The organism is Vibrio sp. B1FIG11, assembly GCF_905175335.1.
GTDB lineage: Bacteria > Pseudomonadota > Gammaproteobacteria > Enterobacterales > Vibrionaceae > Vibrio > Vibrio campbellii.
Genome location: NZ_HG992752.1, coordinates 786382 through 810297 on the forward strand (window position 1 = coordinate 786382; position 23916 = coordinate 810297).

At 46.1% G+C, this 23916-nt stretch carries 19 protein-coding genes and 2 pseudogenes; 7 read left to right on the forward strand and 14 right to left on the reverse strand.

Translation table 11 applies throughout. The annotated features are described in order from the left end of the window. Positions 1-239 precede the first annotated feature (239 nt). Positions 240-920: a MaoC family dehydratase gene (locus KHO06_RS20415; protein WP_045373688.1), complete on the forward strand. Its 681-nt coding sequence runs from the start codon at positions 240-242 to the stop codon at positions 918-920. 64 nt (positions 921-984) lie between these two features. Here the strand turns inward: KHO06_RS20415 and KHO06_RS20420 are convergent, their stop codons facing one another. Next, a complete protein-coding gene (locus KHO06_RS20420) occupies positions 985-1812 on the reverse strand; it encodes a phosphate ABC transporter substrate-binding protein (RefSeq protein WP_045454713.1) in 828 nt (275 codons plus the stop codon). Positions 1813-2111: 299 nt separating this feature from the next. Here KHO06_RS20420 and KHO06_RS20425 point away from each other — a divergent pair, with 299 nt between their 5' ends. Beyond that, positions 2112-2468, forward strand: coding sequence for a DUF3024 domain-containing protein (locus tag KHO06_RS20425; RefSeq protein WP_105066158.1), 357 nt, complete (start codon positions 2112-2114; stop codon positions 2466-2468). 70 nt (positions 2469-2538) lie between these two features. Here the strand turns inward: KHO06_RS20425 and KHO06_RS20430 are convergent, their stop codons facing one another. After that, positions 2539-3333, reverse strand: a complete 795-nt coding sequence (locus KHO06_RS20430) for an AraC family transcriptional regulator (protein ID WP_005532315.1) — start codon at positions 3331-3333, stop codon at positions 2539-2541. A gap of 72 nt (positions 3334-3405) precedes the next feature. Then, on the reverse strand, positions 3406-5409 hold the full coding sequence (gene rnb, locus KHO06_RS20435) for an exoribonuclease II (RefSeq protein ID WP_212583265.1): 2004 nt from the start codon (positions 5407-5409) through the stop codon (positions 3406-3408). A gap of 379 nt (positions 5410-5788) precedes the next feature. On the opposite strand from rnb, the gene KHO06_RS20440 reads away from it, so the two are divergent. Beyond that, positions 5789-7696 (forward strand): DEAD/DEAH box helicase, encoded by a 1908-nt coding sequence (locus tag KHO06_RS20440; protein WP_212583266.1) that lies wholly within the window; start codon positions 5789-5791, stop codon positions 7694-7696. Positions 7697-7746: 50 nt separating this feature from the next. On the opposite strand, the gene KHO06_RS20445 is transcribed toward KHO06_RS20440, so the two are convergent. Then, positions 7747-9285, reverse strand: coding sequence for a bifunctional diguanylate cyclase/phosphodiesterase (locus KHO06_RS20445; RefSeq protein ID WP_038892592.1), 1539 nt, complete (start codon positions 9283-9285; stop codon positions 7747-7749). A gap of 366 nt (positions 9286-9651) precedes the next feature. Here KHO06_RS20445 and KHO06_RS20450 point away from each other — a divergent pair, with 366 nt between their 5' ends. Then, the gene (locus tag KHO06_RS20450; protein WP_045373676.1) at positions 9652-10845 is read left to right on the forward strand and encodes an acetate/propionate family kinase; all 1194 of its coding nucleotides are present in this window, start codon (positions 9652-9654) and stop codon (positions 10843-10845) included. A 163-nt stretch (positions 10846-11008) separates the two neighbouring features. Here KHO06_RS20450 and KHO06_RS20455 read toward each other — a convergent pair whose 3' ends face one another. The 5 genes and pseudogenes from KHO06_RS20455 to KHO06_RS20475 all read right to left on the reverse strand — a co-directional run bounded on the left by KHO06_RS20455 (position 11009) and on the right by KHO06_RS20475 (position 16144). Next, entirely contained in the window at positions 11009-13165 is a 2157-nt protein-coding gene (locus tag KHO06_RS20455; protein ID WP_212583267.1) for a c-type cytochrome, read from the reverse strand. Then, positions 13162-13773: a cbb3-type cytochrome c oxidase subunit II gene (locus tag KHO06_RS20460; protein WP_038892584.1), complete on the reverse strand. Its 612-nt coding sequence runs from the start codon at positions 13771-13773 to the stop codon at positions 13162-13164. The genes KHO06_RS20455 and KHO06_RS20460 overlap by 4 nt, the downstream gene beginning before the upstream one ends. Before the next feature lies 1 nt (position 13774). Beyond that, positions 13775-15183: pseudogene (gene ccoN / locus KHO06_RS20465) on the reverse strand (cytochrome-c oxidase, cbb3-type subunit I). Positions 15184-15198: 15 nt separating this feature from the next. Continuing rightward, complete coding sequence (locus KHO06_RS20470) at positions 15199-15588, reverse strand: cytochrome c (RefSeq protein ID WP_045382574.1); 390 nt, start codon at positions 15586-15588, stop codon at positions 15199-15201. Between the two features lie 385 nt (positions 15589-15973). Beyond that, positions 15974-16144: a hypothetical protein gene (locus KHO06_RS20475; RefSeq protein WP_179125583.1), complete on the reverse strand. Its 171-nt coding sequence runs from the start codon at positions 16142-16144 to the stop codon at positions 15974-15976. 343 nt (positions 16145-16487) lie between these two features. Here KHO06_RS20475 and KHO06_RS20480 point away from each other — a divergent pair, with 343 nt between their 5' ends. Both KHO06_RS20480 and KHO06_RS20485 read left to right on the forward strand, forming a co-directional pair. Beyond that, positions 16488-17366, forward strand: a complete 879-nt coding sequence (locus KHO06_RS20480) for a DMT family transporter (protein WP_212583268.1) — start codon at positions 16488-16490, stop codon at positions 17364-17366. A 351-nt stretch (positions 17367-17717) separates the two neighbouring features. Next, positions 17718-18017, forward strand: a complete 300-nt coding sequence (locus KHO06_RS20485) for a hypothetical protein (protein WP_005532302.1) — start codon at positions 17718-17720, stop codon at positions 18015-18017. A gap of 195 nt (positions 18018-18212) precedes the next feature. Here the strand turns inward: KHO06_RS20485 and KHO06_RS20490 are convergent, their stop codons facing one another. Together KHO06_RS20490 and KHO06_RS26835 are read right to left on the reverse strand one after the other, a co-directional pair. Next, a complete protein-coding gene (locus KHO06_RS20490; protein WP_045382571.1) occupies positions 18213-18692 on the reverse strand; it encodes a hypothetical protein in 480 nt (159 codons plus the stop codon). Continuing rightward, positions 18680-19508, reverse strand: a pseudogene (locus tag KHO06_RS26835) (winged helix-turn-helix domain-containing protein). Before KHO06_RS26835 ends, KHO06_RS20490 begins: the two are co-directional and overlap by 13 nt. A 303-nt stretch (positions 19509-19811) precedes the next feature. Between KHO06_RS26835 and KHO06_RS20500 the strand changes: the two are divergent. Continuing rightward, positions 19812-20429, forward strand: coding sequence for a porin family protein (locus KHO06_RS20500; RefSeq protein ID WP_212583269.1), 618 nt, complete (start codon positions 19812-19814; stop codon positions 20427-20429). Between the two features lie 97 nt (positions 20430-20526). Here KHO06_RS20500 and KHO06_RS20505 read toward each other — a convergent pair whose 3' ends face one another. From KHO06_RS20505 to KHO06_RS20515, 3 genes are read right to left on the reverse strand one after another with little or no spacing between them, the layout of a single operon-like run. Continuing rightward, positions 20527-21423, reverse strand: a complete 897-nt coding sequence (locus KHO06_RS20505) for a hydroxymethylglutaryl-CoA lyase (RefSeq protein ID WP_212583270.1) — start codon at positions 21421-21423, stop codon at positions 20527-20529. After that, positions 21420-22265, reverse strand: a complete 846-nt coding sequence (locus tag KHO06_RS20510) for an enoyl-CoA hydratase/isomerase family protein (RefSeq protein WP_212583271.1) — start codon at positions 22263-22265, stop codon at positions 21420-21422. Before KHO06_RS20510 ends, KHO06_RS20505 begins: the two co-directional genes overlap by 4 nt. 41 nt (positions 22266-22306) lie before the next feature. Next, positions 22307-23911, reverse strand: a complete 1605-nt coding sequence (locus KHO06_RS20515) for a carboxyl transferase domain-containing protein (RefSeq protein WP_212583272.1) — start codon at positions 23909-23911, stop codon at positions 22307-22309. Between the last annotated feature and the right edge of the window lie 5 nt (positions 23912-23916).

Here is a 23916-nt window from a genome sequence, read left to right on the forward strand (position 1 = left end):
AAAGACGGAGGCAGTGCGATGGAATGCCCAAAAGGGCGATTGTTACAGCATTTTGTAGAGTATTTACTTTATGTTGTAGTTACTTAATAAAATAGCGTTTTATTGCTATCCTTATGAAAAGTAAGAACTAAATGACTTTGAGTAAACATGTGTTCGCCCGAAAGTGTTTGCAACATATTGTGAACTAATTCAAAATTAACTGGTATAGCCAGTTGTGCTGAATTTATCTAAGGGTTTTTATGAAAGTCACTAATCTATTTAAAGACAAAGTTGGTGCGATTTCTGCTCACCAATCAGAGTTTATGAATTGGATGTCTCCAACGCTACGCGATTACTGGAGTGACTTCTTAGGTCGAGCACAAAGCAGCTTCTTATTTTCTAAAGTACGCGATCACCAGCAACCTGCTGTGAACGAAGAAGTGATCCCTCAACCTGAGCCGATCGTGCTTAAGCCAGAAGCGCAAGTTCTATTTGATGAGCTAAGCGACAAGGTGGGTGAAGTGATCCACGTGGGTGATTGGGTTCATGTATCTCAAGAGCGTATTAACCAATTCGGTTCTGTAACTGAAGATATGCAATGGATTCACACGGATCCTGAGCGTGCGGCTTCTGAGTCTCCATTCAAAACGACGATCGCACACGGCTTCCTAACACTAGCGCTGTTGCCTAAGCTGACAGACTCTGTTGATCCATCAAACCCAATGTTCCCAACGGCGAAGCTAGTGGTGAACCTAGGTCTGAACCAAGTGCGTTTCCCTTACCCAGTGAAAGCGGGTAACAACGTTCGTGCATCAAGTACGCTAACTAAAATCACGCCAATCAAGAAAGGTCTTGAGATCGAGCGTGAAATCAAAGTAGAAATCGAAGGTGTGCGTCGACCTGGTGCTGTAGTTGTGTCAGTGATTCAATTGCACTTCTAATCGAATTCAAAGATTCAAACAAAAAAGAGAGCCGGATTTGGCTCTCTTTTTTTATGTTTGCGTTTTATTGATTAAAGCTTTTCACTGGTGTGTAGCCGTAATCGGCAATCGCTTTTTGGCCTTGTTCCGATTTCAGGAACTTCACGAACGCTTTGCCTGCGTTATCCAAACCATCTACTTTGTACAGAACTAAGAAAGGGCGAGCCAGTTTGTACTTGTGGTTGGCGATGTTGCTTGCGGTTGGATCGGTACCTTCAAACTGAATCGCTTTTATTGAGCGATCCACTGAGCCGACGGAGATAAAGCCGATAGCGTGCGGGTTGTGGTTAACAATGGTTTTTACCATGCTGTTGCTGTTTACCACTAGGTTGTTTGGGTTGATGTCCGATACCAAACGGTCGTTGATGATCTTAGTAAGGCCTAGCAAGCTTTCAAAGCTGTAGCGAGAGCCGGAAGATGCTTCACGTGTTACCACGGCAATGGGTTGGTCTGCACCGCCGACTTGTTTCCAGTTGTCGATTTTACCTTTGTAGATATCAAACAGTTGTTGTTCCGAAAGGTTAGTGACAGAGTTAGTGCGGTTAACAACAACAGCAAGGCCATCGTAAGCGATAGGGAATACGTTGAGGTCTTCGCCTTTCTCTCTTTCTGTTAAGTAGCGCGAGCTCATTCCAATCTCAACCACGCCCTTGTTCACCATAGTGATACCAGCGCTTGAGCCAATGCCCTGTACGGCAATGTAATCGTCAGGATGCGTTTTATTATATTCTTCAGCCAATACATCCATTACGCGTGCAACAGAGGTAGAACCGGAAATATTGACTTCTTTTGCCATAGCAGAAGGAAGGGACAGAGCCATGGCTAGTAAGGTCGCCACAGAAAGACGTAACATATTGAACTCCAAATACGGTATAAAGCAGCGCTCATCATATTTCGTTCAGGTTACACTTTTGTGAATGTGTATCGATATCCATAGTGAATGATCGATTGCTCTCGCTTTAAACGGATAGCTATCAATAATATGCGAAGGGCAGCTCTTACCGATTTGAAACACAAGAGGTGACGCAGTTAGCTTTTCGTCGTTAAATGGAGTGTTATTCTAGCCTTGAGCGAGCGCATGCCTCGATGGTGATTTCTGCCTCTCTCAGGTTCTTGGGTATATACTAAGAACAACATATCAGGAGTAGGCTCATGTCCGTGTCTCAAATGGCGACCAGTCGTCTGCACAAATTGGTTCAAACGCTCTGCGCTAGGCGCAATGTCAATTTGCCGGTAGAAGCGCTAGGCAAGTGCTTGTACGAGCCCATAGAGAACGGTGTTGAGCTTTATCATGCGCACTTCTTGCTTGATTCACAGCATAGTGAATATACGTCTCCCATTGCTAAAATCCTGTTTGATGCCAACACTCAGCTTTGGTGTTTCTACGTGCCAACGTATCGTGGAGAAGATCTGGTGTGGGTACCTTATGAAAGGCTACCTATGAGTAAAACGCTTGAGGTGCTTCTCGCCGAATTAGAGAGCGATCCTCAAGCGTGTTTTTGGGACTAACAGCCGTTTCTATCTGTTAATCCTCTATCCGTTAACCCTGTCACCGTTTCGTGCCATGCCATGCCATGCGTTACTTCGCAATTTGGCTACGAAACTCTTTAGGCGTAATGCTGTATATCGATTTAAACGCGGTACTAAAGTGTGCGGCACTCTTAAAGCCGGATTCAAATGCAATTTGAGTAATCGACTTCTGTGACACACGCAGTTGCGTTGCTGCGTGGTTGATGCGTTTCACCTTCAATATGTGCGAGAAAGAAAGGTTTTCGGCTGCCAGTCTGCGTTTCAATGTCGCGATAGACATGCTCATGTGCGTTGCTAGCGCTTCTAATGTGATGTCTTTCTCGATGTTCTTCTCAATGTACTTAATCGCCTTCTGAGACGCGGTGAGGCTGCTTGCGTCATCAATGATAGATAGAATGTCTGGCTGTAATTCGACCATCAGTGATAGTAGTGAAAGCGCAATATGACCTTGAGCGTATTGCGGTGCTTTATTGTCCGCTAACTCAATTAACGTGTCTTTAAGCTTTGCAATCGAGGATTGGTTTTCAGAAGAAAAAGGGTAGAAGCGGCGTTCTTCTGTTTCTGACTGTACGCCCGGATGGGCAGATTTAAACTCGCTGAACAAGCCAATATCAAACACTAGCGCTACGGCCTTGAACACGCCGGGCTTGGCTTCGGCACTGCGTAGGTCTGCGGAGTTATAAAGGGTGAAGTCTCCGGCGTTTAATTCAATTCGCTCACCACTTGGCTGGTTAATGATGAGTGAGCCTTCTTCAACAACATATAAGCCATTGTGGGTGGCGGTGTAGCGTTCACTTTTGCGAGCAGTGAAGTGATTAAAGCGAATGATCTCAATGTTCGGCATATTCGTTCTTATCTTTCTTGCATGACGTATAAAAAAGGCGCTCACTTGAGCGCCTTTAAACTTCAATCGGTATTATTCACTTACAGTTTCTTCTGCTTGTGTTGCTGGTTTATCAGCAAATACCTGGGTTGGCTTTGCAACGATGCTGCGGTTCTCTTGGTTCACGTCCGCTAGAACGATTTCCAATGTATCACCTAACTTGTATACCACTTCTTTATCGATAGAAATGGTACCGTTGTCGCCGTTACACTCAATTCTTTCTTTATTATCAAGAATCAAGCTACCAGGAATAAAGGCCGCTGCGCCATTTTCGAGAAGTCGAACACGTGCACCAGCACGATTAATATCAAAAATCTCACCTGTGAAACACGTTTGTTTGCTTGGCTCTTCCGCAAGAGTACGTGCGTATAGCCAATCTGATACGTTTCGCTCGGCAATTTTGTGATGTTTACGGTGCAGAGCCAGCTCTTCGCCCACTTCATCGTCTGGTTTTTGAACAGGTTCTTTGTTCAAAATGACGGCTTTTAGCATGCGGTGGTTGATCATGTCACCGTATTTACGGATTGGTGAAGTCCAAGTCGCGTAGATATCAAGACCCATTGCGTAATGAGGAAGAGGTTGATTGCCCACTTCGCTGTACGTTTGGAACTTGCGAATGCGGTTATCTAAGTATGAGGTCTCTTGCTCACCTAACCAACGACGAAGTGCTGCGAAGCCTTCTAGTGTTGCGATAGATTCAGCAGTGAACTCTAGTGCGCCCTCTGGGTTTACCAGTTCAACCACTTCTTCAATTTTCTCAGCTTTGAAGCCAGCGTGTGTGTTGAATACGCCTGTTTCAAATTTCTCGCGTAGTGTACGACCCGCACAGATGTTTGCTGTGATCATTGACTCTTCAACTAGGCGGTTTGCGCTACGACGCATGTCAGCGTGGATCGCAACAACGTCGTTGTCTTCGCTTAGTTCGAAGCGGTAGTCAGGACGGTCTGGGAACACAACTGCGTTCTTTTCACGCCACTCAGCACGGGCGCGAGAGAAATCGTATAGGTCACGAACGATAGTCGCGATCTCTTCTGACGGTTGCCATTTATCCGAGCTGCCGTTTTCTAGCCAGTCAGATACGTTGTCGTATGCTAGACGAGCATGTGATTTGATGTTGGCTGCGAAGAAGTTAATGTCATCACCAATCACACCATCTTTATTTACTGTTACTGTACAGCAGATAGCAGGGCGGATTTCACCTTCGATTAGAGAGCACAAGTTGTCCGCTAGATCGCGAGGCAGCATTGGGATGTTACGACCTGGTAGGTAGATAGTGTAGCCACGTTCACGCGCGACTTTATCCATATCATCTTCAGGTGTGATGTACGCTGTTGGGTCTGCGATTGCGATAGTGAGTTCGAAGTCGCCAGATTCTGTTTTCTTCGCGTACAGTGCATCGTCCATATCTTTGGTTGATTCACCATCGATAGTCACGAAAGGAACGTGAGTCATGTCTACGCGTTCTAGATCCGCGTCGTCTTTTAGTTCCCAGTTCTCGATGCCTGCTGGCTCAGAGTTTGGTAGATCGTTTTGTGCTAGCGTTACCCACCAAGGCGCAATCTTGTCGTTTGCATCGGTAATCTTCTCAGAAATTTCTACGAAGAAGGAGTTATCGCCTTTAAGCGGGTGGCGAATAAGATGCGCAACAACCCAATCACCTTCTACGAACTCGTCAGGTTTTAGGCCTTTCTTTAGTTTCGCTTTAAGAGAGAGCTTTTTAAGCTGTGGGTGATCAGGTGCAACGTTTAGCTTGCCTTTGAATATTTTTACTCGGCCAATAAAGCGAGTTACGGCTTGTTCTAGCAGCTCTTGTGGTTCTGCGACTTCACGTTCGTTTTCAGTGCGGATAATGGCAACGACTTTGTCGCCGTGCATGCACTTTTTCATGTACGCTGGTGGGATGAAGAAGCTGGTTTTGCTGTCCACTTCCAGGAAGCCAAAGCCTTTATCGGTTGCTTTGATTGAGCCTTCTTTTTTAGGCAGGTTTTCTTGGATTTGCTGCTTAAGCTGAGCTAATAGCGGGTTATCTTGAAACATCTTTTCTTAACTTACCAATGGAATTGGGCACACTATAATCATTGCGCACTATTATTACTACCTAAAGCACACAAATTCGCTGTGAATTATTGATGAATTGAACGGCGTACTGGTGCTTTTCTCTCCGGAGAATGGGGGGAGAGGTGGAAATTTATGCGAATAATACCATTAGTGAGAATAAATTGTGATGTAATTCAATTTTTTCTAGCTTTTTTTATGCATTTAAGGAATAATCCGCCTCCCTTAGTCGTCCCTAATGGCTTATCGCGGTTGTGTACTGTACTAGCTCCTGTCTGAACGGATTTAGTAAACGGATGGATCAGTATCGAATTGGAAGAGCATATGGGACTGTTTTTTTGTTTAATTAAGTAGGATCCCAATGCAAGATTCTGTTATTCAATTCAGCGATTTATCTCTGAATGATTCTATCCTTTCTGCTCTAGACGGAATGGGTTTCGTGTCACCAACTCCAATTCAGGCTGCGGCAATCCCACACCTGTTGGAAGGTGCTGACGCGCTGGGTAAAGCACAGACGGGTACAGGTAAAACGGCAGCATTCTCTCTGCCTCTTCTAAACAAGCTAGATCTTGGCCAACGCAAACCACAAGCAATCGTACTTGCTCCAACACGTGAGCTAGCGATTCAGGTTGCGGCTGAAATGAAAAACCTTGGTAAAAACATCAAGGGTCTTAAAGTTCTAGAGATCTACGGTGGTGCATCTATCGTGGATCAAATGCGTGCACTAAAAAGTGGTGCTCACGTTGTTGTTGGTACTCCTGGCCGTGTTCAAGACCTTATCAACCGTGAACGTCTACATCTAGACGAAGTAAATACTTTCGTACTTGATGAAGCGGACGAAATGCTAAACATGGGTTTCGTGGACGACGTAACTGCGATCATGGAGCACGCTCCTGAATCAGCTCAACGCGTTCTGTTCTCTGCAACTATGCCTCCAATGCTGAAAAACATTGTTGAGCGCTTCCTACGTGATCCTGTAACGGTAGACGTTGCTGGTAAAAACCACACTGTTGACAAAGTTCAACAACAGTTCTGGGTAGTGAAGGGTGTAGAGAAAGATGAAGCTATGTCTCGTCTTCTTGAAACTGAAGAAACTGACGCGTCAATCGTATTCGTACGTACTCGTCAAGACACTGAGCGTCTAGCTGATTGGCTATCTGCACGTGGCTTTAAAGCTGCTGCACTGCACGGTGATATTCCTCAGTCTCTACGTGAGCGTACTGTTGATCACATCAAACAAGGTGTTATCGACATCCTAGTTGCAACTGACGTTGTAGCTCGTGGTCTTGATGTTCCACGTATTACTCACGTATTTAACTACGACATCCCATTCGATGTTGAATCTTACATCCACCGTATCGGTCGTACTGGCCGTGCTGGACGTAAAGGTAAAGCGATCCTTCTAGTTCGCACTAACCAAATCCGTATGCTTCGCACTATCGAACGCGTAACTAAGTCATCTATGGAAGAAATCCAACTTCCTCTACGTGACCAAGTTGCAGAAGCTCGTCTAAACAAGCTAGCGGCTGAACTGGAAGCAGAGAAAGAGCACAAAGCACTAGACAAGTTCGCTGAGCTTGTAGAGAAACTACAAACTTCTCTAGAAATCGATCCAGCGATGCTTGCTGCAATGCTTCTTAAGCGTCAGCAAGGTAAACGTCCTCTATTCTACATTGGCGAAGACCCAATGGTAGAAGCGATTGAACGTGACAAGCAACGTCGTAAAGAGCGCCGTGAAGGTGGTCGTGACGGCGGTCGTAACTTCAACAACCAAGACTGGGATACTTACCAGCTTCAAGTTGGTCGCGAGCAAGGCGTTCAAGTTAAAGACATCGTTGGCGCTCTAGCAAACGAACTAGGTCTAGGCAAAGGTTCTATCGGTGCGATCAAGCTAGCGCAAGGTCACACATTCGTACAGCTACCTAAAGCAATGACTTCAGACGCTGCGAACAAACTAAGCAAGCTACGTATCCGTCAACAAGATGTTGGTGCTGTAGTATGTGACTTCGATGACTTCCGTGAGTCTCGTGGTGGTCGCCGTGACGGTGGTCGTCGCGATGGCGGTCGTCGTGATGGCGGCGGTTACCGTGGTAACCGTGATGGCAACCGCGAAGGTGGTCGTCGTGAAGGCGGTCGTCGCGAAGGTGGCTTCCGTGGTAACCGTGAAGATGGCGAACGTCGTTTCGACCGCAACCGTGGTGGTGATCACCGTGGTGCACACCGTGGTGAACGTGGTCACGGCCGTGGTCGTCGCTCACAAGAAGCATAATTGCTTAATCGCTAGATGAATTTAAAAACCGAGCCAAGTGCTCGGTTTTTTTATGCGCGTCGAATACGAGTTTGTTCTTCGTCGTGATTGTTTACCCAGTTAATGACTTCATTCAGCGGCAGTGCAGGGCAAAATAGGTAGCCTTGAATGATGTCACAGCCTCTGCTGCGCAAGAAATGCAATGTATCCATATCTTGTACACCTTCTGCGACTACCGAATAGCCTAAGCCGTGGGCGAGGGCGATGGTGTTCTCGACAATAGAGCGGGTGCCTTCGGTTTTGCTTGCAGTGCTCAAGAAAGAACGGTCGATTTTGATCTGATCGACAGGTAAGTCTCGCAATAGGGAGAGAGAAGAATAGCCGGTACCAAAATCATCCAAGCTAATCTTGATACCCAGCCCCTTAATTTGGTTGATAAGCGGGTTGAGTTCTAAGACACGATCAATCGCCATCGTCTCTGTGATCTCAAGGCTAATCAGGTTCTCAAAGCTGGGGTTGTCGCTAAGCATCTGCTCAAGCCTTGAGAAAAGGAGGTTTGAGGAGAGATCTTTGGCTGATAAGTTAACGTGTACGGGCAGTCGGATACCTTGCTCGATTAAGCTCAGTAAATCCCTCTCTACTTGGTCTAGTACCCACATTGTAATGTTATGTACCTGATTACTCCGCTCAGCGATTGGAATAAAGTCGTTAGGGGAGATGTTTTTACCATTACCATCTCGCCATCGAATTACCGCTTCAAAGCCTACAGCAAGGCTGGTATGGGCATCGATTAGGGGTTGGTAATATAGCTGGAATTCTTCTTTCTCTAAAGCGCATTGAATTCGAGAGGAAATCTCAAGCTGATATTTGGCACCGACGTTCATGTCTTCGTTATAGAACGCCATTAACTGCCCATTACGCTTTGCATGGTACATGGCGATGTCAGCGCACTTGATAAGAAGATCGTTTGACTCCGCATCAAAAGGAAAGGTGCTCAAACCAAAAACCACGCGAGAAGAGACCTGAAATTCACCGAGATTGAAGCGTTGAGACATCGCACTATCTAACCGCTCAACTAAGTTTGAACCTGCACCATACTCAGCACACGAAGTGAGAATCACGAATTCGTCGCCACCGACTCTGAAAATCTGGTCATCTCCGCTCAACTCAGTTTGTAATCTCTGACCGATTTGGATGAGTAGCTGGTCCCCACTGAAATGCCCCATGGCATCGTTAATCTGTTTGAAGTTGACTACATCAAAAAGTATGACAGAGAAGGGGGCGCTTTCTTGGATTCGGTTATCGATTTGTTCAAAGCAAAACTTTCGGTTTGGTAGGCCAGTAAGGGCGTCATGAACAGCGTTGTGTTTTTCTCGCTCCGCGACTGCATGTAGCTCGTGTATCGAATCATTACTCCATTTGATAACGAGCACGACAAAGATGCTGCCACCTAGCAGCAGTAGCGCAAGCCCCGTTTCTAACAAGGTAGCAACAGGCTTGTTAATGATCTCGTGAAGAAAAGCAGCATAGGCAAATATGAACCCAGTAATCAAAACCAACAGTACAATCCATCCCGGAACGTCGGTTTTCGAGCAAATATTTTTTGTCATCTGCCATCCCCAGCAGAGCAAAAGTAGACCTATGATAACTAGTACAAAGGCAAATGTGGGCACGTTATTATTCCGAATTATTGATATGTTTGTAACTTCTGAATCCCCAATAAACAACGTAGCTCATACTTTTGGTTTTGTACAAATATGAGTATTCATACATTTGTTGTAACAACAGATATTTTTTAGTCTTCAAATAAAATCTAAACTTGTCATAGATCAACAAAAAAATGTCCAACTAAATAACTAACACTAAAAGATAGTTGAAAGATTAAAAAATTATTGAATAATAGAAGGCACAAACAAGAAGTACGCAGCGCGGAAGCGCAATTACAAAACCTCTGCTCCACAACAGGAAACTATTTCATGTCTAATTCGTTTGTACTGGTGATCAACTCAGGTAGCTCATCACTAAAATTTGCAGTAATCGACTCTCAATCAGGCGATGCTGTGCTAAGTGGTCTGGGCGAATGCTTTGGTCTATCAGACGCTCGTATGAGCTGGAAATTCAACGGTGAGAAAAAGGAAATTACAATCGAAGGCGACGATAGCCATCACAAGATCGCTATTGGTAAGCTGGTTGGTTTAACCGAAGAGTTAGGTCTAGCTCAAGACATCGTTGCTGTGGGTCACCGTATCGTTCACGGTGGTGAGAAATTCACTCAAACTGTGCGTATCACTGAAGAAGTTACTGCGGAAATCGAAAAACTTGCGGATCTTGCTCCACTACATAACCCTGCAGGTGCTATCGGTATCCGTGCTGCTGTTGAAGCGTTTCCAAGCCTTCCTCAGTTTGCTGTGTTTGATACTGCGTTCCACCAAACAATGCCTCAACGTGCATTCACAGGTGCAATCGCGAAAGAACTTTACACAGACTTCGGTATCCGTCGTTACGGTTTCCACGGCACTAGCCACTACTTTGTAAGTCGCGAAGCTGCGAAGATGATTAACAAGCCGGTTGAAGAATCGAGCTTCATCTCTGTTCACCTAGGTAACGGTGCTTCTGTTTGTGCAATCAACAACGGCGAATCTGTAGATACATCTATGGGCTTCACGCCACTGTCTGGTCTAATGATGGGCACACGTTGTGGTGACCTAGACCCTGGCATCATTGAGTACCTTCTAAAGAAAGGTTGGTCTCAAGAGAAAGTGTTCAACTCATTGAACAAAGCTTCTGGCTTCTTAGGTGTGTCTGGCCTAACAAGCGATGCACGCGGTATTTTGGAAGCGATGGAAGAGGGCCACGAAGGCGCTGCTCTAGCATTCCAAGTGTTCACGTACCGTGTATCTAAATACATTGCGTCTTACCTTGCTGCTCTTGATTCATTCGACGGCATCATCTTCACAGGCGGTATCGGTGAAAACTCTATGCCAATCCGTCGCGAAATCCTAAGCAACCTAAAACTGCTTGGTTTCGTTGAAGATGTGAAAGGCAACGAAGATGCACGATTTGGTAACGCAGGTGTTGTTGCTACATCTGAGTTACTTGGTGCGAAAGCGCTAGTTATTCCTACCAATGAAGAGTGGGTTATCGCTCAACAGTCGGTGGAACTGCTGTAAAACGGCAAAAATTTTGGGAACTAAGTCAAAGCCCTTTCCGGTTGGAAAGGGCTTTTTTTGTGGACGAAATTCAACAATAGTTTGTTTAAACAGCAATAGGTCGTTTAAACAACAATGCGCTTCATCAACAATTTTCTTCGGCAACAACTCACCTCAACAGTAACTAGCGGATATTGATGTTGTTATCGCGTCTATCGTACATATCAGGCGTTGTATGCAGCCCTCCTGCGTATCCAGCGGCTTCTAGCGTCTCACGTACTTCCTGTACGTCAGTGGCAGTAACTGCTTCTTGTTGGTCTCCGAGGTGTTTACGCACAAAGGTAATTAACTCTGCTAAACGCGCGTCGGAGAGGATGTCCTCAAAGCTCGCCATCGGCATGAAATTACGCTCTGGATCAATGTAGGTAGGTTGCAAGCCTCGCACCGTTACCGCAATGGTGTTGAACGGGTCGCTGTGCATGATGATGCCGTTATTTAGCAATGTTGGCGCTATTGGATCTCGCCCTTTACCATCGTTGCCGTGACAAGCGCCACAAGTCTGTTTGTAGACGGTGTAGATTGGATCTTGATAGGCGTCGTCATCGAACCCTTTAGGTTCTAGTGGTACTGCGTCGGCGGCAATAAAGTTGTTCACATCGCCACTGAGCAAGTAGTAGGACATGGATTCAATGTCTTCACGCGTCATTAAACTCAAGCTGTTCTTCACGACATCCGCCATCCCAGCAAACACGGTGCCTTTGTCTGAATGACCAGTGTGTAAGAAGTCGGTCAACGTCTTTTCATCCCACCCGCCAACGTACAACTCTGTTGAGGTAATGTCAGGCGCATTCCAGCCGTCTATCAAGTTACCTTGGAAGATACGCTCAGGAATTAGGGCTTGAGCAATGTTGCGCGGTGTGTGGCACTCTGAGCAGTGTCCTAAGCCTGCTACCCAATATTTGCCTTTCTGCCACTTCTCAACATCTTCCACGTGTCCTTCAAGTTCTTGAGGCAAGCTGTAGTCGATTGGGTCGGTATCCATAAAGACAATATTCCAGCCCAGCAAACCAAGACGGATGTTAGATGGGAACATCATATGGTTTTCATCGTTACGACGAGCTACCGCAGGGATAGATTGCATGAATTCCCACAAATCCGTCATATCTTGTTCCGTGAGGTATTGATAAGACGTGTAGGGCATAGCAGGGTACAGGTAGCCATGTTTGCCTTTCCCCTTCACAAGAGCATCTCGGAAGTCATCATAATCATACTCACCGATACCTGCGCTGGCATGGGGCGTGATATTAGTGGAGTAGATGGTGCCGAATGGGGTAACGAACGGCAGACCGCCTGCAAAAGGTTCGCCACCTTCAGCACTGTGACAAGCCACACAGTCCCCTGCATGGGCAAGGTACTCACCGCGTTTCACTGACTCAGCATTAAGCGCTGCGAGTTTCTGCTCTTGCTCTTCACCCGCTTTACGGATGTAGGCTCCCAGTGCGAGGATTTCGTGCTCAGAAAGTTGGCTTTCAAACGCAGGCATTAAGTTGTTTAAACCGTAATTGATGGTGTGTTGAATCTCCTCGATGCTCCCGCCATGTAGCCAGACACTGTCTGATAGGTCAGGCACGCCCGTTTGTTGATTTGCTATAGAGCCGTCACCATGACATGACGAGCAATATTCGACGAACAAACTCTTACCTAATTCAACTTTCACTTCTGGTACGTCACTGTGACGTTGATTAAGGGATGCAAGGTAATAGGCGACCTTATCGACTTCGTCTTTCCTCATGACCTCTACCCAACCCGGCATGGCGCCGTTACGACCTTTGGCGATAGAGTGAATTAGAGCATCGTCATCGCCGCCATACATCCATTCTTTGTCGATCAGGTTAGGGAAATGCTTTTGGCCCTGAGCGTTGTCTCGGTGACAAGCGGCGCAATGGGTTTGAAACAGGATTCGACCAGAGCGGACGATATCGTTGTTTTGTGCCAATGCGTCGAGCGACATGTCCGTAACTTGGCTAAATTGTTCATCAAGCGTCGTTGACGGTGCGCTGAGTTTATCGTTACTTTGATCGTAATTTGCCAAACCTTTCCATTCGCCCAAGCCCGGATATAAGACTAGGTATCCTGCTGACAACAGAAATGCGACCGCGTAACTGGCAAACAGTAATTTGGGTGGCGGTGCGTCTTTTTCATCAATGCCATCAAAGGAGGCGATGGTATGGTCTTGGTCTGCTTTATGGTTGCTACGCCAATATTTGACGATGACAGAAACCATCAATATGAAGAAGACAATCGTGGCGGCAATTGCCCACCAGTTCCAGAATGTGCTCATTGTGCCACCTCCTGTGCTGTGTCTTGACCAAGGCTTTGAAGATAACGAATCAGAGCTTCCCCTTTGGTTTTACCGCGTATTTGTAATCGCGCGTCTGAGATCTCTTGGTCGGTGTAGGGCACGCCCAACGTACGGAGCGTTTCCATCTTGTTACCAATGGCGTTACCAGACAAAGTCTGCTCAAACAACCAAGGATAAGCGGGCATGATGGATGTAGGAACCACTTGGCGTGGGTCGATAAGATGCAACACATGCCATTGGTCCGAATACTTACGTCCAAGATTGGTTAGATCTGGGCCAGTGCGTTTGGAACCCCACAAGTTAGGAAACTCGTAAATATCATCGGACTCTTGGTTAGCGCGTCCGTTACGTTTGATTTCGGGTTCTAGCGGGCGAACCATCTGCGTGTGGCACACATGGCAACCTTCGCTGATGTAGATATCGCGACCAGCAAGCTCCAACGCGGTTAATGGCTTCGCTAAACTGCCTTTGGCGATGTCGTCAGTACGCAGGATGTTAGGCACCACCCAAACTGCAAGAGAGAACGAAGCCACAACAACGGTGGTGATGATCAAGATGATCACTGAATGCGTAAAGTCTTTGCTCATCTTATGCCTCCTTCGCTACCAGTACAGACGGAGAACGTACGGTCTTGTACAAGTTGAATGCCATCAGGAACAAGCCGAGTACAAAGAGCGCACCACCAAAGAAGCGCAAGAACAACCATGGTGCTTTAAAGTTCATGGCTTCGATAAAGCTGTATACTAGCTCACCATTCTCGTTTTGAGTGAGCCACATGTAGCCCTCACCAATACCGGCAACCCAAAGTGCGATGGCATAGATGGCAACACCTGCATGGGCAAGCCAGAAGTGCCATTTGATCAGTCGCTTCGACCACAGTTCCGTTTTATTCCACAGACGTGGGATGAAGTAGTAGAACACCGCAATGCCAGACATGCCCACCCAGCCTAATGCGCCCGAATGAACGTGACCTATCACCCATTCGGTGTTGTGCGCCAACATGTTGAACCAGCGAATGGCAAGCAGAGGCCCTTCGAAGGTGGCTAAGCAGTAGTAAAGGATTGCTGAGAAGAAGAACAAGCAAATATAGTCAGATTTGAGCTTCTCTTTGTTTTGCAGCAGCGTCATCGCACTGTTGAAAGCGCCAGCCCAAGACGGAAGCCAAAGAATGAGTGACATGATGATGCCGATGTTTTGCACCCAAACCGGTACCGAAGAGTAAACCAAGTGGTGCGTACCCGCCCAAGTGTAAAACCCAACCAAGCCCCAAAAATGGATTACAGACAAACGATAAGAGTAGATAGGGCGATCAGCGGCTTTAGGAATGAAGTAATAGTTCATCCCAATCACACCCGCAGTCAGCAAAAATCCTACCGCGTTATGACCCCACCACCATTGGACAATGGCATCTTGTGCACCAGCAAAGACGGAATAGGATTTCATCAGTGAGACGGGCATTGCGAGATTGTTTACGACGAAGATCATCGCAATTACGATAATGAAGGCGGCAAAGAACCAGTTTGCTACAAAGATATGGTCTACTTTGCGCTTGGCAATCGTGCCAAAGAACAGCACGGCATAGAGCACCCAAACCAAGACGATTAATACGTCGATTGGCCATTCCAACTCCGCATACTCTTTTGATGTCGTATAGCCTGCGGGAAGGGTAATAAGCGCCAAGAGCAGAACGAGTTGCCATCCCCAGAACACCATCCAAGACAGGCTCTGGTTGAACAAATTACAACGGCCAGTACGCTGGGCAATGTAGAGCGAAGTACCCATTAAAATGTTTACGACAAAGCCGTATATCACTCCAGATGTGTGTAGAGGTCTCAGAGACCGAATTGGAAATATTGCGAATCAAAGTTCAGAATGGGCCAGTACAACTGCGCCGCTAGAATGACACCGATGATCATCCCCGCAATCGCCCAAACCAACGATGCCAACACAAAATACTTCACAACTTGAGTGTTGTATTGAGTAGTTGTTTGTTCCATAAGAACGCTCCTCGTTTAAGGCTGGGGCTCGTTATCTGACGGTGAATGCTCGTTCCCTAACTGCGAATAATAGTGCGCGATGTCTTCTATATCTTGGTCAGACAGGGCGTCGGCTTGCTGCTGCATGAGTACCGCCAACCCACTAGTCCGCTCCCGCGCTTTGTAATCTTTCAAAGAAGAGATCAGGTAGCTTTTTTTCTGACCGCGTAGGTTTGGATAGGCGTCGATGGTAGAGATCCCGTCAGCACCGTGACATGTCATACATACTTTCGCTTTCTCTTTACCAACCTCAAATTGCTCGTCGACTTTGGCGTCAGATGCGAAAGTGAAAGGAGAGAAGCACATCGTGGCGAGGAGAGCCGCCTTTATACCTGTGCTCATGAAATGCGTGTTCTTTAATCTCATCACTGTTTCCCTAGTAAATTGAATGCGTTTTTCACTAACTTGGGCTATGAAAGCCAGCGCTTCGCTCTTATTTGTGAGATGAATGAACTGGCGTGTTTCTTATATTTGTAAGTTAAAGAGTAAGCAGGTACTGGCAATATCGCTATGTACAAGCCGATTTAGTTATGAATTTTATTAGTAATACGTGCTGGCACAGCGGATTGGACAAAATCAGCGCCAATAAAACTAAAGTGAAAATAGATGCTTAGCTTTTGGTGTTTGAAAAATGGTGGGTTTTGTATGATTTGTTCGTCTTTGGGGTGTTTTAAAAAGAACAGTAGAAATTGAAAACCGCTCATGGTTTTAAGCAAGAGCGGTTAGAGAATAAGAGAGCTTGGGAAACAAACTATCGACCGCGATAGATCATCATGTCATAGATGTGCGTGACAGAAATTGGGTCGGCCTCGAGGTAACTTAAGCGTAGGGAAGTAACAAGATTAAACAGGGAGCCCAGTGCGATTGGCGCGATGATAATTAGGGCTATCAGAATGAAAAAGAGTACGGTTGAATGTCTCATAAAGCACCTCCTGACGTCTGTTTTACTTCGTTGTTATTGTAGCATTTTGCTCTCAATTTAGATTGAGGTTATTCCTTACTTTGTTTGAGTTTTTGCCTAAGAGTTCAGCGGGTGTTTTGGCTGCATCACGTCATGAAATAATGACAGGGTTTCACAGTAATTTCCTCGATGAGAGCTAAGTCACAATGTATACTGTGAGCGTTTCGCAAACGTTAGCACTCCCCAGTTTTAGTACACATTTAGTCCAGCATTTGCGATAAAAATACAACCAGCTACCACGCATTAAAATCAATGATATATAAACCCTGAAGATTCCGTCGTCGGGTATTTTTTGTGAGTAATTATGCTTAACTCAGAACGCAAAGCTGCATTCGTGCTCGTCGCAACTACGATGATCGCGGCTCTAGGGTGGATTTTCTCTAAAGAAACCATTCAAGGTCTACCACCATTCGGATTCATCGGTCTGCGATTTACCATCGCTTCTCTATGCTTACTGCCTTTATGCATTAAGCCGCTTCGTGCCGCTAATAAGAAAGATATCTTTGCAGCTGCGGGGATTGGCGTGCTTTTAGGTGGCGCATTAATGTGCTGGATCTACGCGATTTCTATCAGTGATACGCTGGGCGAGGGCGCATTCATCATGAGTCTTTCGATGCTGTTTGTGCCAATCGTTGCTTGGGTAATGTTCCGTCAAAGACCACAGCGAATTTTTTGGATCTCTCTGCCTATCGCGATTCTTGGCTTAGGGTGTTTGTCTTTGGCAGGTGGCTGGCAACAATCTACTAGCCAACTTTGGTTTTTGGGTGCAGCTTTGATGCTCGCTTTGCACTTCAACGTCAACAGTAAGTACTCGCAGAAATTGCCGGTATTGTTGCTGACGTGTATTCAACTGTTTATCACGGGTTTGATAGGTTTACTGATTTCATCTTTAGTGGAAACGGTGCCTGAAGAAGTGTCGACTTCTATCTGGATTTGGTTTGCTCTTAGTACGCTTTTGGCAACGAGCTTACGCTATGTGATGCAAACCATGGGACAGAAGTTTGTTCAAGCGGGCAACGCAGCGCTGATTATGATTCTCGAACCCGTGTGGACTGTGATACTCAGTGTGCTTTGGTACGGTGAGGTTTTGACTGCTAATAAGTTGGTTGGTTGTGCACTTATCTTGTTTTCATTGGTGATCTACCGAACTGGCGGCAAACTCCGTTTTCCAAAACGTGCTTAGTTCAATTCACTTTATAGAGCCAACTAAATAACTATCGTTGGCTCTGCCTTTCTAGTCTCTGTCGGTTAATTTATAGGTATGAATGCGAAGTTGTTCACAGAAGTAGAACGTGAATTACGTGCTCAAACTTGCAACTTACCTATTTTGAAATTCACATTGCTTAAAAAACACTCTCTTTTCCGATAGGTATCGTGTATTCGTCATTTCGACTCGTCAGATTCGCCTTATATTTCGTCATTATGCATCAAGGTACGATTGCGTTAGGGTCGATTTGCCTAAAATGGCAGGTTGCACTTGGTGCGATCGCTAAACCTATGATTATTAAAAACGAATATTTAGGGAGTTCATGCGATGAGTTATGAATTTGACGACAGTGATCAAAGAACACGTTTCGACAAAAGTAAGCACGTTTCTGTGAGTCCGAGTAGCATGCGGAAATACCATGATTGGCGCAGATTGATCGTTGATCAAAACTACTCGCCGAAAGACGCGGCATCTGCTGTGGGGGATTCCCATTATGAGCAGTTGAAAGGGAAGAAGTTTGAAACCTATCCAATTTATTCGATACGCTTGAATCAAACGGACCGAGTAACCTTTATCTACCCGTCATCAAACAGCATTAAGATCATCAATATTGGTGGCCATTATTGATGCATCTCGCTTGGGCAGAAGTCTGCTTTTCGGGCTTGAATAAGCGCCCAATTAAGAACTTCTGCCTGCGCTTTGATTAAGTCGCCATTATCACCTTAGAGAGGCGTGCCTTTCGTGGTTGGCTAGCTGATTTAACTCTTACTGTACATCCGTCCGGTTTGCCGAGCTCCTCCAAATGCAACCTTGCATCGATTCCTAAACCTTGTGGCAGGCAATGTTCACATCTTCGCTTTCGTTTGTGTTAAAGAAGAAGAGATGCTCATCTTGGGTAAAGTAATTTAAATCAGACTCAAAACCGACCAAGCTGTCTTTATCTCTGGTAAATAAGGGAGACTCGGTTGGAGTCAGGTTCCAATCGACACTGTTAAACTTTTGCTGGATTCGCTGTCCATTGACTTCATTTGTTGCTGTGAGCACAAGTTCGAAAGGTTCTTTCAATCCCGACTTATGATTGAGCATGCCTGACTGGTAGTAAATCACACTGGTATTGGAAGGAAAGTAGATGGTCGTATACTCTTCGATGCTTTGATATTGGCGATACGCTGCTGAAGTAAATCCCGCTTTTGTTTCCGAACAACGCCATCGGGTGCCGCTAAAATCGTAACTTTCAAATTGCCAGCAATAAATGGCAAATGCAGTTGTAATCGCTGCAAACACCACTGCTAAAATGCGCATATCGCCTCCTTGCTAGAGTATGAGTCGGCAATATATTCGCCCAATTGTTCTCTCTGAACATTAAAGTGGCGATACATATGGTTTTTATTCCCATCCGTTTTTTGCAACCAAATAGTCAAAGCGACCATATTTGCCTCATAGATCGAAGGGAAAAGGCGTATGTACACATCTGCATTACATTGCGATTGGGGTAATTTATTCAGTAGCAGTTTTAAATTGTCGGCCGAAATAAACCCTGGAGTGGCGTCATGTAAATAGATGTTGGTTTGTCCAACGACAAGGTGTTTATAGTTTTCTTTTTTTTATATAGCTTGGCTTCTCGAAAAGTGGTTTTAAGTTTAGAAGGGTGAACAAAGCTACAACGGTGCCAACAACATAAACCGCAGCTAGAAGGATAGTACTGGTTTTCGGTCGCATTGGATGGGTGAGGCTTACTTCATCGCTCTGATTATCGCAGACAGCTTTTGAGCCCGTTTCTTCAATTTGAGGTACTGGTTGCGTGATGGCCTTAATGGATTCGGCCTTAATAAAATAACCGACTTTACTGATGGTTTTGATTTCAGCGTTTTGGGCTTTTAAAGAAAGCAGGTTACGACGTAGGCCAGAAACCACGTTGGTTAATGCTTGATCGGTCACGACCAACCCTTCCCAGCAGGTCTTGAAAAGTTCTTCTCGGGATACTGGTCCATTTTTTTGCAGGAGCAGTAAAAGAACCTCATAAGGAAGAGGCCTGAGAACGACTTTATTTCCGTTTTGATTACGTAACGTCCTTGTTGCACATTCTAAAGTTAAGTTCGAAAACTGGATCGATTTCATTGCTAAATTGGCTTTTTAGAAGGCAACTTCTATCTCGTTAGGTGAGATTAAAAAGTTATGGGAACCTAAATTTATTTTGAAAGCGGCACAGTCTACCGAGATTAATTTATAAATCAAGTTGGCAGTTTAAATGAAAATAAATCATTAAAAATCAGGGCTTTGATATTTTTCATGGCTTTTTAAGCCTTGCTTTAAGTAAGGGCATAAATATAAATGTGAAAACAATTTGATTTCTGTTTAGTTATTTAAGGGGTGAGATTTTAGAGTGTGCCGACTCAAACAACACGGCAAAGATAATTCAAAATGAAAAAGGTTTTTCTTCTTACTGCACTGGTTTCTAGTTTTGCATCTGCTAACGATATGAGTGGCTTTTATCTTGGTGCGGGCATCGGTAATACCGATTTTGATGACGCAGGCTACATGAATGATGTAAGCCACGCAATCGCTCGACACTCAGGGGCAAGCGTTCCTCTAACTTCAGATTCGGATGGCTCTGCATACAAGTTGATTGCTGGCTATCAAATCAACCGTATTGTTGCTATTGAAGCACAATACACTAAGTATGCGGATACTGATGTTAAGGTGCAAAATATTTCGGCTTTAAAGCTAAGCCACGATACGTTTACCGTAGCCGCAAATGTAGGCTACACGTTCGACAATGGCTTGCGCCCATTTGCAACGCTTGGTTTAGGTTCAATCAGCTACGAAGTAAAAGAAAATATCACGGGCAACAACTTTAAGGAAAGCGAGAGTGGCGGCACGGTTCGTTTAGGTGTTGGCTTGGAGTATGCGCCGGTAATGCTAGGTGGTCTTGCATTCCGTGCAGGATATGAAGTTGACCATTACACGCTAGAAACTGCATTTAAAGATTACGACCAGTCGGTTGGTTCTTGGTACGTTGGTTCTACTTACAAGTTTTAACGCCTTTTTGTTTAAAACTCATCGTACTTAAAAATGACAAAGCTGCCTTGTTAAGCAAGGCAGCTTTTGGTTTTACAACGAACTTTTTGTTTTATGATTAACGTTGCTTTAATGCCATCGATACCTTCGATGTCGGCTGACGGTTTAACTCTTCACTGATCATCCATCCGGCTTTGGCGAGCAACTCCAAATCTACACCTGTCTCGATTCCTAAGCCTTGGCAAAGATAGAGCACATCTTCGGTGGCGACGTTGCCCGATGCGCCATGAGCGTAAGGACAGCCCCCAAGTCCAGCCACACTGCTATCGACGGTATGGACACCCATTGTTAAGGCTTGGTAGATATTTGCTAACGCTTGTCCCCACGTATCGTGAAAATGCACAGCGAGCTTATCGGTTGGGACTTTTACTTGCACAGCCTCGAGCATTTTAGCGATGCGTATCGGCGTGCCTGTACCAATGGTGTCTCCAAGTGAAACCTCATAGCAACCTAATTCCATCAGCAGGTTAGCGACTCTTGCCACTTGTTCTGGTTTGGTTGGTCCGTCGTAAGGGCAGTCTGCCACGCAAGATAAGTAACCTCGAACGGGAATGTTATGCGTTGCTGCCAATTCCATTACTGGTTCAAAGCGGGTGAGACTCTCCGCAATCGAACAATTAATGTTGTGCTGGCAAAAACCTTCCGAGGAAGAGGTGAAGATAGCAACGTGGGTAGCACCAGCTTCTAGCGCTTTCTCAAAGCCTTGCACATTAGGCGTTAGTGCTGAGTAGATGACATTATGGCGGCGGGTGATTTTCTTCATCACATCGAGTGAATCCGCCATTTGAGGTACCCATTTAGGCGACACAAAAGAGCCTGCCTCAATATGGGGGAGCCCTGTATCCGAGAGCAGGTCGATTAAGCGGATCTTGGCTTGCGTGGACACTGGAGATTCGTTTTGCAGACCGTCTCTCGCACCCACTTCGACAATATTTACCTTGTTTGGCAAATTCATTTCTTGCCCTTAGCTGGCTTGTTTATCCAACTCGGCTCTCGTTTCTCTAGAAAGGCTTGTAAGCCATCTTGTCCTTGCGGTGATACGCGAATGTCGGCGATAAGCTGGCTCGTGTATTGGATAAGCTGACCATCAATCGGATTTTGGTGGCATTGATGGCACAAGGCTTTGGCTTTTCGCATCGCATCTGGGCTATTGAGCAGCAAAGAATCAATCAAGCTTTCTACCACGGTTTCGATTTTATCCAGCTTATGAACCTCATGCACAAGGCCAAACTTTTCTGCTTTGGCAGCGTTAATCACCTCGGCACTGAGTATGTAACGACGAGCTTGACGGTTTCCCATAGCACGCATGACATAAGGAGAGATAGTTGCCGGAACCAGCCCTAGCTTGACTTCACTCAAGCAGAACTTCGCATTCTCCGCCGCGACGGCAATATCACAACAACAGATCAAGCCCAATGCGCCACCAAAAGCGGAGCCTTGCACAACCGCAATGGTAGGCTGAGGGAAAGCGTCCAGTGTATGCATCAGACGTGCGAGGTTCTGTGCGTCTTCAAGGTTTTGCTTTCTGGTGCTGTTTGCCATGGATTTCATCCAATTTAAATCCGCGCCAGAGGAGAAGTGCTTGCCGTTTCCCCTAAGCACTAAGCATCGAACATCGGTGCGCAAAGCGAGGTAGTCCAGCCTGTGGATCAGTAAGTCAATCATGCAGGCATCAAACGCATTGTGCTTCTCTGTGCGATTGAGCGTAAGCGTTGCGACGCCGAATTCATCGACGTTCCAAAGTACTTCATCTTGTCGTTGGGTATTGGGGATGATACTCGGTTGATGATCCTGCATGTGACGTCCTTTCTTCTCTAGATTGCTACATTGCTACATTGCTACATTCGGAATATGCCAAAGTTGCTATCAGGAATTGGTGCATTGAGCGATGCTCTTAACGCTTGAGCTAACACCTGACGCGTTTCTTTTGGGTCGATGATGCCGTCATCCCACAAACGTGCGCTGGCGTAGTAGGGATGCCCCTGAGACTCATACAAGTCTACGATAGAATCTCGGAATGCACTTTCTTCTGGTTCTGGCCAGTCTTCACCTTGGCGCTTTTTCACTTCTCGCCGTACTTGAGTGAGCACGCCCGCGGCTTGTTCTCCGCCCATTACCGAGATTCGTGCGTTCGGCCACATCCACATCATGGTTGGGTCATAAGCGCGACCGCACATGCCGTAGTTGCCTGCGCCGTAAGAGCCGCCAATAATCACGGTGAACTTGGGTACGTCCGCACAGGCGACTGCCATCACCAGTTTCGCGCCGTGTTTGGCAATGCCTTCCGCTTCAAGCTTTTTGCCGACCATAAAACCAGTGATGTTTTGCAAAAAGAGTAGGGGAATTTTGCGTTTGGCACACAGCTCAATAAAGTGCGCGCCTTTCTGTGAGGACTCTGAAAACAAGATGCCGTTGTTTGCCACAATGCCAATCAAATTGCCGTGGATTCGAGCGAAACCACACACTAAAGTCTTGCCATAAAGCGCCTTGAACTCGTCAAAGTCTGAGTCGTCGACCACGCGAGCGATGATCTCTCGAACATCAAAAGACAAGCGAAGGTTCGCATTGACGATGCCGTACATCTCTTCGGCGTCGTAACGCGGTGGCAAGACGGTTTTGTCGCTTTGAACGGGGAGTGATTGATTAGTATTTGAGATAGCTTCGCGCGCAAGCTGTAATGCGTGCTGGTCATTTTCTGCATAGTAATCGGCAACGCCAGACTTGCGACAGTGCACATCGGCACCGCCAAGTTCTTCATCGGTGACAATTTCACCCGTAGCGGCTTTTACTAGCGGTGGACCTGCCAAGAAGATGGTGCCTTGCTCTTTGACCATAATGGAAACGTCCGACATGGCTGGTACATAAGCGCCACCAGCGGTACAAAGCCCCATCACCACTGCAACTTGAGGAATGCCCTGTGCCGACATTCTGGCTTGATTGAAGAAGATGCGTCCGAAGTGCTCTTTGTCAGCAAACACTTCTGCTTGGTGAGGGAGGTTCGCCCCCCCAGAATCCACCAGATAGACGCAAGGCAGTTGGCAACGTTGTGCTATCTCTTGCGCGCGTAGATGCTTTTTCACGGTGAGTGGGTAATAGGTGCCGCCTTTCACTGAGGGGTCGTTGGCGATCACCATGCATTGAATGCGTTCAATGGTGCCAATCCCAGCAACCACACCTGCGCATGGAATTGACTCTTCGTAGACGTTCCAAGCGGCAAATTGTCCGACTTCAAGAAACTCGCTGCCTTCATCCAAAAGATGCATGATGCGCTCACGGACGGGCAGCTTTCCTTTCAGGCGTTGGCGGTCGATAGCTTTCTGTCCGCCACCCTGTTTGATGGCTTTGATATTGGCATTGAGGTTGTTCACCAACTCGGTCATGACCGCTTTGTTCGACAAGAACAGCTCGTCGGTTGGCTTGGTTTTACTTTTAATGATTGCCATTGTGA

Coding starts and splice junctions, on each gene's coding strand:
- KHO06_RS20505 (WP_212583270.1), bottom strand. CDS start 21,423: ATGAATTTGCCAAACAAGGTAAATATTGTCGAAGTGGGTGCGAGAGAC.
- KHO06_RS20460 (WP_038892584.1), bottom strand. CDS start 13,773: ATGAGCAAAGACTTTACGCATTCAGTGATCATCTTGATCATCACCACC.
- KHO06_RS20480 (WP_212583268.1), top strand. CDS start 16,488: ATGCTTAACTCAGAACGCAAAGCTGCATTCGTGCTCGTCGCAACTACG.
- KHO06_RS20415 (WP_045373688.1), top strand. CDS start 240: ATGAAAGTCACTAATCTATTTAAAGACAAAGTTGGTGCGATTTCTGCT.
- KHO06_RS20450 (WP_045373676.1), top strand. CDS start 9,652: ATGTCTAATTCGTTTGTACTGGTGATCAACTCAGGTAGCTCATCACTA.
- KHO06_RS20425 (WP_105066158.1), top strand. CDS start 2,112: ATGTCCGTGTCTCAAATGGCGACCAGTCGTCTGCACAAATTGGTTCAA.
- KHO06_RS20475 (WP_179125583.1), bottom strand. CDS start 16,144: ATGAGACATTCAACCGTACTCTTTTTCATTCTGATAGCCCTAATTATC.
- KHO06_RS20510 (WP_212583271.1), bottom strand. CDS start 22,265: ATGCAGGATCATCAACCGAGTATCATCCCCAATACCCAACGACAAGAT.
- KHO06_RS20445 (WP_038892592.1), bottom strand. CDS start 9,285: ATGACAAAAAATATTTGCTCGAAAACCGACGTTCCGGGATGGATTGTA.
- KHO06_RS20455 (WP_212583267.1), bottom strand. CDS start 13,165: ATGAGCACATTCTGGAACTGGTGGGCAATTGCCGCCACGATTGTCTTC.
- KHO06_RS20500 (WP_212583269.1), top strand. CDS start 19,812: ATGAAAAAGGTTTTTCTTCTTACTGCACTGGTTTCTAGTTTTGCATCT.
- KHO06_RS20430 (WP_005532315.1), bottom strand. CDS start 3,333: ATGCCGAACATTGAGATCATTCGCTTTAATCACTTCACTGCTCGCAAA.
- KHO06_RS20440 (WP_212583266.1), top strand. CDS start 5,789: ATGCAAGATTCTGTTATTCAATTCAGCGATTTATCTCTGAATGATTCT.
- KHO06_RS20515 (WP_212583272.1), bottom strand. CDS start 23,911: ATGGCAATCATTAAAAGTAAAACCAAGCCAACCGACGAGCTGTTCTTG.
- KHO06_RS20420 (WP_045454713.1), bottom strand. CDS start 1,812: ATGTTACGTCTTTCTGTGGCGACCTTACTAGCCATGGCTCTGTCCCTT.
- rnb (WP_212583265.1), bottom strand. CDS start 5,409: ATGTTTCAAGATAACCCGCTATTAGCTCAGCTTAAGCAGCAAATCCAA.
- KHO06_RS20490 (WP_045382571.1), bottom strand. CDS start 18,692: ATGCGCATTTTAGCAGTGGTGTTTGCAGCGATTACAACTGCATTTGCC.
- KHO06_RS20470 (WP_045382574.1), bottom strand. CDS start 15,588: ATGAGATTAAAGAACACGCATTTCATGAGCACAGGTATAAAGGCGGCT.
- KHO06_RS20485 (WP_005532302.1), top strand. CDS start 17,718: ATGAGTTATGAATTTGACGACAGTGATCAAAGAACACGTTTCGACAAA.